At 72.4% G+C, this 10,765-nt stretch carries 11 protein-coding genes; 7 read left to right on the top strand and 4 right to left on the bottom strand.

The annotated features are described in order from the left end of the window. Positions 1-477: 477 nt before the first annotated feature. Both rsrA and FOF52_RS20755 read right to left on the bottom strand, forming a co-directional pair. The gene (gene rsrA / locus FOF52_RS20760; RefSeq protein ID WP_248591570.1) at positions 478-762 is read right to left on the bottom strand and encodes a mycothiol system anti-sigma-R factor; all 285 of its coding nucleotides are present in this window, start codon (positions 760-762) and stop codon (positions 478-480) included. Then, entirely contained in the window at positions 759-1,388 is a 630-nt protein-coding gene (locus FOF52_RS20755) for a sigma-70 family RNA polymerase sigma factor (protein WP_282573779.1), read from the bottom strand. Before FOF52_RS20755 ends, rsrA begins: the two co-directional genes overlap by 4 nt. Positions 1,389-1,838: 450 nt before the next feature. Here FOF52_RS20755 and FOF52_RS20750 point away from each other — a divergent pair, with 450 nt between their 5' ends. Further along, positions 1,839-2,702, top strand: a complete 864-nt coding sequence (locus FOF52_RS20750; protein WP_248591569.1) for a methyltransferase domain-containing protein — start codon at positions 1,839-1,841, stop codon at positions 2,700-2,702. 269 nt (positions 2,703-2,971) lie between these two features. On the opposite strand, the gene FOF52_RS20745 is transcribed toward FOF52_RS20750, so the two are convergent. Further along, on the bottom strand, positions 2,972-3,829 hold the full coding sequence (locus FOF52_RS20745; protein ID WP_248591568.1) for an SOS response-associated peptidase: 858 nt from the start codon (positions 3,827-3,829) through the stop codon (positions 2,972-2,974). Between the two features lie 168 nt (positions 3,830-3,997). Between FOF52_RS20745 and FOF52_RS20740 the strand changes: the two genes are divergently transcribed. Then, complete coding sequence (locus FOF52_RS20740; protein ID WP_248591567.1) at positions 3,998-4,525, top strand: DoxX family membrane protein; 528 nt, start codon at positions 3,998-4,000, stop codon at positions 4,523-4,525. 57 nt (positions 4,526-4,582) lie between these two features. Here the strand turns inward: FOF52_RS20740 and FOF52_RS20735 are convergent, their stop codons facing one another. Next, positions 4,583-5,068 (bottom strand): OsmC family protein, encoded by a 486-nt coding sequence (locus FOF52_RS20735; protein ID WP_248591566.1) that lies wholly within the window; start codon positions 5,066-5,068, stop codon positions 4,583-4,585. Positions 5,069-5,193: 125 nt separating this feature from the next. On the opposite strand from FOF52_RS20735, the gene aroA reads away from it, so the two are divergent. The 5 genes from aroA to FOF52_RS20710 all read left to right on the top strand — a co-directional run bounded on the left by aroA (position 5,194) and on the right by FOF52_RS20710 (position 10,765). After that, positions 5,194-6,468 (top strand): 3-phosphoshikimate 1-carboxyvinyltransferase, encoded by a 1,275-nt coding sequence (gene aroA / locus FOF52_RS20730; RefSeq protein WP_248591565.1) that lies wholly within the window; start codon positions 5,194-5,196, stop codon positions 6,466-6,468. Then, positions 6,465-7,520 carry a ribosome small subunit-dependent GTPase A gene (rsgA, locus tag FOF52_RS20725; protein ID WP_248591564.1) on the top strand — a complete coding sequence of 352 codons (1,056 nt, stop codon included), beginning with the start codon at positions 6,465-6,467 and terminating at the stop codon, positions 7,518-7,520. The genes aroA and rsgA overlap by 4 nt, the downstream gene beginning before the upstream one ends. A gap of 67 nt (positions 7,521-7,587) precedes the next feature. Continuing rightward, positions 7,588-8,394, top strand: a complete 807-nt coding sequence (hisN, locus tag FOF52_RS20720) for a histidinol-phosphatase (RefSeq protein ID WP_248591563.1) — start codon at positions 7,588-7,590, stop codon at positions 8,392-8,394. 153 nt (positions 8,395-8,547) lie between these two features. Continuing rightward, on the top strand, positions 8,548-9,741 hold the full coding sequence (locus FOF52_RS20715) for an ABC transporter permease (protein WP_248593956.1): 1,194 nt from the start codon (positions 8,548-8,550) through the stop codon (positions 9,739-9,741). A 13-nt stretch (positions 9,742-9,754) separates the two neighbouring features. Continuing rightward, on the top strand, positions 9,755-10,765 hold the full coding sequence (locus FOF52_RS20710) for a permuted SH3 domain-containing protein (protein ID WP_248591562.1): 1,011 nt from the start codon (positions 9,755-9,757) through the stop codon (positions 10,763-10,765).

Here is a 10,765-nt window from a genome sequence, read left to right as displayed (position 1 = left end):
GCTAGTTTAACGGCAATCGCGGCGTGCGACATTCAATCGCCCCGAACTCACCCCGATCGGTGGCGAAGAAGCGCGGTTCCGCTTCCAAATTACGGAATTACGAATCTGCTTCGTAATGAGCGGAGTGACGCTCCGCAATCAGTCAACTATTTAAAGATAGCTCAATATCGCCCCTCCGGACGCACTCCCCCAGGGCAGCGGAAGGACCGGTGGACCACCGGATATCACTCTGCGTAGCAGAATGTAACTTTCCAGCCAAGAACCGGTCGGACCCTTTCTCGGCGGGGCTCCGCCGTCCGCCGTGCGGGACCGGGACGACACGCCCGTCCCGGAAGGAGGGGCCAGAAAACCAGACACCACCCCACCCACCCGACAATCACCACAAAACAGTCACCCAATAACAAAAGCCGGGGCGCCGTGCGGATGGTCCGCACGGCGCCCCGGCTTCTCCTCCGGCCTCCCGGAGGATCGGCGGGGTTACTCGACCACGCTCTCCGGCTCGCGCAGGCCGGACCGGGCCTGCTCCAACTGCGCCAACAGCCTGGCCCGCAGCTGCACCGGGGCCGGATCGCACCCGCAGCACTTGGCCAGGACCTTCTTCACGGCCTCTTCCAGGCCGTACTCCTCCAGACAGGGGGCGCACTCCTCCAGGTGCTGCCGAATGTCGTCGCAGTTGGCCTCCTCCAGTTCGCCGTCGAGGTAGGCGTAGACCTTGTCCAATACCTCACTGCACGGGGTGGCGTGCGGTTCCTCGCAGCTCATCGCCGGTCCTTCCCACCATTCGCCGCGCCCACGGACTCCCTCTCCGAAGCGGAGAGGAAACCGCGCTCCAACGCGTACTCCTCCAACAGAGAACGCAGCTGACGTCTGCCGCGATGCAGCCGGGACATCACGGTGCCGATCGGAGTGTCCATGATCTCGGCGACCTCCTTGTAGGCGAAACCCTCGACATCGGCGAGATAGACCGCGATGCGGAAGTCCTCCGGCAACTCCTGGAGAGCCCGCTTGACATCGGTGTCCGGAAGGTGCTCCAGCGCCTCGGCCTCGGCGGACTTCAGTCCGCTGGAGGTGTGGGAGGCCGCTTGGGCGAGCTGCCAGTCCTCGACGTCCTCGGTGCCGGCCTGCCGCGGCTCACGCTGCTTCTTGCGATAGGAGTTGATGAAGGTGTTGGTGAGAATCCGGTAAAGCCACGCCTTGAGGTTCGTTCCCTCCTTGAACTGGTGGAACGACCCGAACGCCTTGGTGAACGTCTCCTGCACGAGGTCCTCGGCGTCCGCCGGGTTGCGCGTCATGCGCAACGCGGCCGAGTACAACTGGTCCAGAAGCGGCATGGCGTCCCGCTCGAACCGAGCCACCCGTTCGTCGATGGTCTCCTGCCTCTGACTCAACCCCGTCGGCCTCCTAGCACGGTTCTCCCTGGTGGCAACCGCAACCTCACCATATGTGGGGAGCGATTCGAACCGCACATGCGCCGGGCCGGCCGCACCCGCGGACCGCTCCCGTTCCAGGGTTCCCGTGGAAACCGACATCAACCACTCCCGCGCCGCGCCCCACCGTCCGGATGGGGATGTTTCCCGATGACGTGGATAGGAACAACATCGGGGACGGCCTGATTCCTGGTCCGCCGCGGCTCGTCCGACGACCCGGTACCGCACGACACCCACAAGATTCTTCCGGCATCGGCTGTATCCGCCGGTCACATCGTGCGAAAGTGGGGTGAGACCCCCAGACGGCGACATTCGGCGAGGTCCGACAGGGCGGGCCCCGACCCCGTGCGCGGGGTACGGCCGTCTGGGGCGTCGGGCGCCCCGTGCCCACCGGACAGGAGAGGAGTGTGCGTGCGTCTCACCGGTTCCGCACCCCAGCCTGCGACATCACAGCTGTCCGCCGACTCCGCGGCCGACACCACGATCTCCCGCCTCACGGCGAGCCATCCCGCGACGGCCGGCTCCCCATCGGCCTACTGGAGGTTCTACTGGGCGGTGGCCGCCGCCCAACTCACCCGCTGGCTCCCCCGTGAGCCGGGGCGTATCCTCGACCTCTCCGGCCCCGGCTTCCGCGCCTCCTCGCGCGCGGTGGCCGCCGGACACGACGTCGTCGCCCTGCTGCCCTCGGTGGACTCGGCCCCGAAGCGGACGCTGACCCTGGTCAACGGCCACGCCCCCGTCCGCCCCGACCGCCGCCCGGGCCGCCTCCGCTCGGTCGTGGGCGACTCCGCCCTGCTGTCCGGCTTCGCCTCGGAGGTCTTCGACGGCGTCATCGCCGACAACCGGGTGCTCTCCCAGCACCTGGTGGCGGAGGCGAGCCTGGCCGAGATCGCGCGGGTCCTGCGTCCGGGAGGCCGCGTCCTGCTGTGCGTGGACTCGGTGGTGCTCGGCATGGCCGTGCTCGCCGAACAGGACTGCTGGCCCGAACTCAGCTACGCGCCCAACGCCGACGTCCTCCTGGTGCCCTGGCCGGACGGCACCATCACCCGGTGCTTCACCGGTGAGCAGCTCGGCGAACTGCTCACCGAGGCGGGCCTGGAACTGGAGTGGATCAAACCCCGCACCGTCCTGTCGGCGTCCACCGTGGAGAAGGTGCTGAACGACCACCCCAGGGCCCTGAACCGGCTGGTGGAGATGGAACTGAAGGCCGCCGACTCCGGCGAGGGCGAGGACGTCAGCATGCACCTGCTGGCCAGCGCCCGCAAACCCCGGTGAGCCGCCTGCCGTGACCGGCTCCGGTCCACCGCTGAAAGACCGGAGCCGACCACGCGATCCGCCCGGCGCGGCGCTCGAACACCGGTTCCGGACAAGGGAACGGCGACCCTCGGCGCCACTCCTCCGGGCGTGGCCACCCTACTGCGGCCCCCGTCCGGGATTCCACCGCTCCCCCCGCCCCGGCGGCGCCCCGACACGGCGCGGGCCACGGTTTCCGCAGCTCACCCAGGGAAGGGAAAATCCTGGTAAAAAGCTTGCCGGGGTCCTCGTCAGAACAGTGTCCCCGAACCGCCTTCGGATTCCGTGGCAGCCGGGGCGAGCAGGTGCGGGCCGTTGTTGCGCACCGTGTTCACCTCGGGGCCCACCTCGTAGACGGTGAAGTCCGCCACCGGCGTGGCGTCCAGGACCGGCAGCAGGTCGTCGGGGGTCGCCTCGGGGTCCAGCCAGACGTCCCAGTCGCGCTCCCCCACGACCACCGGCATGCGCTCGTGGATGTGCGCGAGTTCGGGCGCGGCCTGGGTGGTGACGACCGCGAAACTCCACAGCCAGGCGGCGGGGTCCTCCTCGGGGAGGCCCGGATCGCGCCACCGCTCGAAGATCCCCGCCAGAGCCAGCGGCGCGTCGTCGGCGTAGCGGACCGCGAACGGGCGCTTGCGCGTCTTCGCCTTGCGCGACCGGTGCTGGGGGTCGGTGGCCGGGGAGGTGCCCGGCTGCGCCTCACCGGAGGAGTGCAGCAGCTGCCACTCGTAGTAGGCGTCGGCGGGCAGCAGGCAGCGGCGGCGCGCGAACGCCGCCCGGAAGGCCGGCCGCTCCATGACGGTCTCGGCCCGGGCGTTGATCATCCGGTAGCCCACGTTGGCGTCCTTGGCCCACGACGGCACCAGCCCCCAGCGGAGCGTGGCCAGGTGCCGCGGCCCGGGCCGCCCGGCGTCCGGCTCGCCCGGAGCCCGTCCCAGCACCGCGTAGGCGTGCTTGCCGGGGGCGACGTTGTAGTCGGGCGCGAGTTCCTCCCGGGGCGGCCAGGCCCTGGGTGCGTCCGCACCGGGCACCGGGGCCTCCGACTCCGTGAAGCCGAAGGCGAGCTGGATCTCGTCCCTGCCCCGCGCCAGGGCGTACCTACCGCACATGCTCCCAGCTTAAGGACCGGGCGACGGCGTTCGGTCAAAACCCCGGCAACCTCTGCCATGACACACCCGGCGGACGCGGATGTTCCCGGCGCAGGCGGGTAGAGCGGTGTCCATCACCCCGGTGCGCACCGGGGTCCCCGTCCTGCCCGCGTCAAGGAGAGAGACACCGTGGGAGTACTACGCACCCAGGCCCGGCGCCTGCTCGCCGTCCCGTTCGTCCTGGAGGGGATCACGGTCCTGCGCGACCCCGTCCCGCGCGCCAAACAGCTCGCGCCGGTCGTCCGCGGCCTCGCCGCCCGCTACCCGAGCGTGCCGGAGGCCCCCGAGGCCCTGGTCCGCCTCCAGGGCGTACTGGGCGTCGCCGGCGGGGCGCTGCTGCTGGCCGGCCGCGCGCCCCGCACCGCCTGCGTCCTGCTGGCGGTGCAGTCGGTGCCGACCGTGCTGGCCGAGCTGCGTGAGGCCCGCGAGGGAGACCCCGACGACCTCGGACGGCGCCGCTCGACCGCGGTCAAGGACCTCAGCCTGTTCGGCGCGCTCGTGCTGTCGGCCACCGAACCGAAACGGCGTCCCTCCCGGCTGCGCCGCCAGGCCGCCGAGGCGGTCGGACAGCTCCGCACCGGGCCCGCCCGCTCCCGCCGCCGGGCCCGGCACCGCACCCGCCCGGTCCCCGTGCGGGTCCCGCGGCCGCGGCGGTGACGTCCGGCTCCGCGCCGGAACGGCGCTCCGGCGCGGAGCCGTGCCCGCGGCCGCGGCTCACCCCGCCGCGCGGACCGTCGGCTCGTGGTGGACGGGGAAGTCCAGCGACCTCGCGACGAAGCAGAGCTCGCGGGCCCGGTCGTGCAGCCCGCGCGCCGTCTCGACCATGTCCGGGGAGGCCACCGTCACCGCCGGACGCAGGGTGGCCGAGGTGAACTCCCCCGACCCGTCCGGATGGGTGACCATCTCGGCGGTCGCGGTGTCGGCGTAGTCGACCACGACGACCTCGGACGCCGCGGCCACCGCCAGGTAGGACAGCATCTGGCACTGCGACAGCGCGGCCACCAGCAACTCCTCCGGGTTCCACCGGGAGGGGTCGCCCCGGAAGGCCGAGTCCGCCGATCCCGGAATCGTCGGCTTCCCGGCGGCCGCGACGTCGTGGGAGCGCTCGTATCCCCGGTAGCTGCCGGTCCCCTCCCCGGTGTTGCCGGTCCAGCGGACCCTGACCTCGTAGTGGTGCTGCTTGGCCCTGCCGATCACCACGGCGGCCCCCTTCCCTGTCCGAACGGGCTGGCTTCCGCCCCCCGACTACCACCCGCCGGCCCTCCCTATCCACAGCTCCCCGTCCGCTTTCCCCGCCGGGCCGCGTTCCCGGATAACCTTCAGGCATGGCTGAAACCGCGTCGCACTGGCCCGCCCCGACCGTGTCCCGTCCCGTGGACGCCACGGTCAGCCTGCCCGGCTCCAAGTCGATGACCAACCGAGCGATGATCCTGGCCGCGCTGTCGGAGACCCCCAGCGTGGTCCGCCGCCCCCTGTACAGCCGCGACACCGTCCTGATGGCGGGGGCGCTGCGCGCGCTCGGCATCGCGGTGGACGAGGTGGACGGGGACTGGGCGGTCACCCCCGCGCCGCTGGCCGGCCCTGCCACCGTGGACGTCGGCAACGCCGGGACGGTGATGCGGTTCGTGCCGCCGGTGGCCGCGCTGGCCCGCGGCGACGTGTCCTTCGACGGTGACCCGCGGGCCCGGGAGCGGCCCGTCGGCCCCCTGCTCGCGGCGCTGCGCGCGCTGGGCGCCGACATCGACGACGGCGGACGCGGCGCGCTGCCCATGGTCATCCGCGGCCGGGGCGAACTGCCCGGCGGCGCGGTCACCCTGGACGCCTCCGGCTCCTCCCAGTTCGTCTCCGCCCTGCTGCTCAGCGGCGCGCGGTTCGCCAAGGGCGTGGAGGTGCGGCACGTGGGGCCGCCGGTCCCCTCCCAGCCCCACCTGGACATGACCGTGGAGATGCTGCGCGCGGCCGGGGTCGAGGTGGACACCGACACCCCCGACGTGTGGCGGGTCGCCCCGGGAGCGGTCCGGGTCACCGAGATCGCGGTCGAACCCGACCTGTCCAACGCCGCACCGTTCCTGGCTGCCGCCCTGGTCACCGGCGGACGGGTGACGGTCCGCGACTGGCCGCAGCGCACCACCCAGCCGGGGGACGCGCTGCGCTCCCTGTTCACCGAGATGGGCGGCCGTGTGGAACGCACCGCCGAGGGACTGACCCTGCACGGCACCGGCGAGGTCCGCGGGATCACCGTCGACCTGCACGACGTCGGCGAACTCACCCCGACGATCGCGGCCGTGGCCGCGCTGGCGTCCACCCCCTCGCGCATCACCGGTATCGCGCACCTGCGCAGGCACGAGACCGACCGGATCGCCGCGCTGGTCCGTGAGATCAACCGGCTCGGCGGCGACGCCGAAGAACTCCCCGACGGCCTGGTCATCCGCCCCCGCCCGCTCCACGGCGGCGTGTTCCACTCCTACGACGACCACCGGATGGCCACCTCCGGCGCTGTCATCGGGCTCGTGGTGCCCGGGGTGGAGGTGGAGAACATCGCGACCACCGGCAAGACCCTGCCGGACTTCCCCGGCCTGTGGAGCGGAGTCGCCTCTTGAGGGACGGCCGCCACCTCGACGAGGACGATGTCCGGGTGCGTGCCCGGGGAGGTTCCCGACCACGCACCCGCAGGCGTCCCAAGCACGAGAACGCCCAGCCGGCGTTCGTGACCGGCGTGGACCGCGGACGGTACCGCTGTCTGGTGGGCGACCGGTCCGTGGTGGCCATGAAGGCCCGGGAACTCGGCCGGGGCAGCATCGTCGTGGGCGACATCGTCGCTCTGGTCGGCGACCTCTCGGGACGGCCGGGCACCCTGGCGCGGGTGGTGCGGGTCGAGGAGCGCTCCTCGGTGCTGCGCCGCACCGCCGACGACACCGACCCGGTGGAACGGGTCATCGTCGCCAACGCCGACCAACTGGTCATCGTGGTGGCCCTGGCCGACCCGGACCCGCAGCCGCGGTTCATCGACCGCTGCCTGGTGGCGGCCTACGAGGCGGGACTGGACCCGCTGCTGTGCCTGACCAAGTCCGACCTGGCCCCGCCCGATCCCCTGGTGGAGACCTACGCCCCCCTGGGGCTGCGCTGGGTGGTGACCCGCCGGGACGGCGACCTCTCCGCGCTGCGCGCCCACCTGACCGGCCGGATCAGCGTGTTCGTCGGCCCCTCCGGAGTGGGCAAGTCGACCCTGGTGAACCTGCTGGTCCCCGAGGCGCGGCGGGCCGTCGGCCACGTCAACGCGGTGACCGGACGGGGACGGCACACCTCGACCTCGGCGGTGGCGCTGCCCATCGGCGCTCCGGCCAGCGCCGAGAGCCTGGAACAGCTGCGCGCGGCCCGCGAGGGCACCGTCGACCGGGAGGAACTCGACCACGGCTGGATCATCGACACCCCGGGGGTGCGCAGCTTCGGGCTGGCCCACGTCTCCCCCGACGACCTGGTGGCGGCCTTCCCCGACCTGGTGGACGCGGTGACCGAGTGCCCGCACCACTGCTCCCACCTGGACGGCGACTGCGCCCTGGACCGTTGGCTGGCCGACAGCAGGCTCACCCCGGACCGCGTCGCCTCCTTCCGCCGCCTGCTCGCCAGCCGGGAGGGCGACCTCCAGCGCTGAGTCCGTGTCCGCGCCACGCGGGGCGGACCTGGCCGCCGTCCGGGGAAGGACGGTAGCGTTACCGGCCATGGCGGCCTTTGATGATGACCTGCGTCTCGCCCACGTCCTCGCCGACGCGGCGGACGACCTCTCGCTCCGGCACTTCCGCTCCCTCGACCTGAAGGTCGACACCAAACCCGACCTGACCCCGGTGACCGAAGCCGACCGGGCCGTCGAGGAGACCCTGCGTTCGGTCCTCTCCCGTGCCCGTCCCCGGGACGCGGTGGTCGGCGAGGAGTACGGCAGAACCGGACACAGCGCCCGCTGCTGGGTGCTGGACCCGATCGACGGCACCAAGAACTACGTGCGCGGGGTCCCCGTGTGGGCGACGCTGATCGCGCTGCTGGAGGGCAACCAGCCCGTGGTGGGCGTGGTGTCGGCGCCCGCCCTGAACCGCCGCTGGTGGGCCTCGAAGGGCGGCGGCGCCTGGACCGGCCGCAGCCTCACCAAGGCCACCCGCTGCCAGGTGTCCGCGGTCTCCCGCCTGGAGGACGCGTCGCTGTCGTTCTCCTCGCTGACCGGCTGGGAGGAGCAGGGGCGCCTGGACTACTTCCTGGACCTGACCCGGTCGGTGTGGCGCACCCGCGCCTACGGCGACTTCTGGTCGCACGTGATGGTCGCCGAGGGCGCCGTGGACCTGTCCATGGAGCCGGAGCTGTCGCTGTGGGACGCCGCCCCCCTCCCGCTCATCCTGGAGGAGGCGGGCGGCCGGGCGACGGACCTGCGCGGCGGTCCGTTCACCGACGGAGGGCCACTGGTGTGCAGCAACGGAGTGCTGCACGACGCCGTGCTGACCCAGCTCAACGGCGGCCCCACCCCGCTGCGGCCGGTCTGAGCCCTGCGGCCGGGCCGGTTGTCGGGGACACGCACCGCGCACGTTCCACTACTCTGATTCGTGCTCGGGGCTGCCGTGCCCACGCAGCCCCGGCAGCGTGCCCCCTGGGGCCCCGTGCCTCCTGCGCCCCGGCCGAGAAAGGGCTTCCTCGACGTGCTGCGCTCCATCACCGCCGGGCTGGTACTGGCTTTCGCCGGCTCCCGCGCCAACGTGGCCCGCACGATCCTGTCCTGCGCCGGGATCGTCATCGGCATCGGCGCCCTGATCACCGTGGTGACGGTCGGCGACGTCGGCGAACGCTACGCGCGGGCCTACAGCGAAGCCGTCGCCGGCCGGGCCGCCACGCTCCAGGTGGATCTCATGGTCCGCCCCGGGAACCTGGAGGCGTTCGAGGCGGACCTGCTGCGCGCCGGGGGCAGCGCGGTGTCGCTGGACACCTGGCTGGGCGGTCCACTGATCCGCAGCGCCGGCACGACCGTGCCGGAGGCCTCGATCACCGCCGTCGACGCCTCGCTGAGCGACATCCGCAGGCTGGAGATGGTGCGGGGGCGCTGGTTCGCCGAGCAGGACCGGGCGTCCCTCGTCCCGATGCTGGTGGTCAACGAGGAGCTGGCCGACATCCTGGGGGACGGGACCGACGTGCAGATCGGCTCCCGGCGCTGGCTGGACGCCCGCGTGGTCGGGGTGGTGGAGTCGAACGCCTTCTCCTCCTACCCTCAGGCCTACCTGCTCCGCGCGCCCGCCTCCGCGGAGCTGCTGTCCTCCTCCGAGGAGGACATGCAGTCCTACAGCGTCCTGCTCCCGCCGGACGACGCCGACCCCGAGGCCTTCCTGGCGCGTCTGGAATCGGCCGCATGGCGCTGGGACCTGCCGGCGTCGAGCGTCCGCGAGGCGGTGTCGGTCTGGCGCTCCGACGACGCCGCGGAGGTCCAGGAGATACTCGACTACCTGTCGCTGGGACTGCTGGGAGTGGCTTCCATCACCCTGTTGACCGGGCTGTTGGGGGTTCTCAACGTCGGCCTGGTCACGGTCCGCGAACGCCGTCGGGAGCTCGCGACCTACCGGGCGCTGGGCGCCAGTTCGCTGACCCTGTTCGTCGCGGTCGTCACCGAGGCCGTCGTCGTCTCGGTGGTGGCCGGGGCGATCGCGCTCGCCCTGTGTCTCGCGGGTGCGTGGGGCGTCGACCTCCTCGCCTCCCCGTACCTGCCCTCTGACGTGTCGGTCTCCGTACCGCCCGAAGCGGCCCTGGTGGGCCTGTCCGGAGCGGCGTTCGTCGGCCTGCTGGCCGGAGTCATCCCCGCCTGGCGTGCGCTGCGCGCGTCCGTGGTGGCCGGGCTGCGGGAATAGGAACGGTGGAAACGTGAAGAAGTGGATCACTCTCGGCCTGACCGTGGCCGTGCTCCTGGGCGGTCTGGGATTCGGCGGCTACGTGCTGTTCTCCTCGGTCGTCCCCCCGCCCGAGCCGGATCCCCCCGGAACCGAGCCCCTCACCGAGGGGCAGCCGGTCGAGGTACGGCGCGCGGACATCGAGTCCCGCATCGTGCTGGACGCCACGATCGTCGCGGAGCCCGGGGTCGCGGTGAAGGTCCGGACGGCGGGAACCGTGGCCCGCGTGTGGCTGGCCGACGGGCAGCGGGTCGAGCGGGGCGCCCCTGTCGTGACTCTCACCGTGCCGGCCGCGGACGGGGAGGCGGCCGGTGCGGAGGATTCCGGGGTCGCCCCCACCACCGAGACGGTCGTTCGGGCCCCCGCCAGCGGGACCCTCTCCGGGCTGGGCGACCTCGCGGTCGGCGACCCGGTGGACCCCGGGGAGATCGCACAGATCACCGAGGACGAGTTCCGCGCGGTGGCCTCGATCGCCCCCAACGACGTCTACCGGTTCTACGAGGAGCCCGAGGAGATCCTGCTGCAGATCGACCGGGGTCCGGCTCCCGAGGCCTGCGAGTTCCTCTCGCTGGAGGCGGGCGGCACCGTTGCGGAGGACTCCGGGGACGGCGGGCCGGGCGGCGGTTCGGCGGGGGCGCTCGAACTGGCCTGCCGGGTCCCCGACGGGCTGCGGGTGTTCCCCGGCGTGCGGGGCCAGCTGTCGGTCGTGACCGGTCAGGCGAGGAACGCGCTGGTCATTCCCCTGACGGCGGTACGGGGGTCGGTGGACGAGGGCGAGGTCCTCCTCGTCTCCGAGGACGGGTCGACCCAGGTCCGCGAGGTCGCGTTGGGCATCTCCGACGGGGAGGACGTCGAGGTGCTCTCCGGGTTGAGCCTCGGCGACCGGGTGGTGGACCCGATTCCGCTGGTCGAGGAGTTCGACGTGCCGACCTTTCCCGGCGCCGAGGAGTACGGGGAGCCGGACCTCTGGACGTCGGAGGAGTGA

The sequence above is a fragment of the Thermobifida alba genome (assembly GCF_023208015.1).
GTDB classification, from domain to species: Bacteria; Actinomycetota; Actinomycetes; order Streptosporangiales; family Streptosporangiaceae; genus Thermobifida; species Thermobifida alba.
The sequence above is the reverse complement of the archived record's forward strand: the minus strand, read 5'-3'. Positions and strand labels throughout refer to the sequence as shown.

What these genes read in the sequence shown, in the direction of transcription:
- rsrA (WP_248591570.1), bottom strand. Translation starts at nt 762, where the DNA reads ATGAGCTGCGAGGAACCGCACGCCACCCCGTGCAGTGAGGTATTGGAC.
- FOF52_RS20745 (WP_248591568.1), bottom strand. Translation starts at nt 3,829, where the DNA reads ATGTGCGGTAGGTACGCCCTGGCGCGGGGCAGGGACGAGATCCAGCTC.
- aroA (WP_248591565.1), top strand. Translation starts at nt 5,194, where the DNA reads ATGGCTGAAACCGCGTCGCACTGGCCCGCCCCGACCGTGTCCCGTCCC.
- hisN (WP_248591563.1), top strand. Translation starts at nt 7,588, where the DNA reads ATGGCGGCCTTTGATGATGACCTGCGTCTCGCCCACGTCCTCGCCGAC.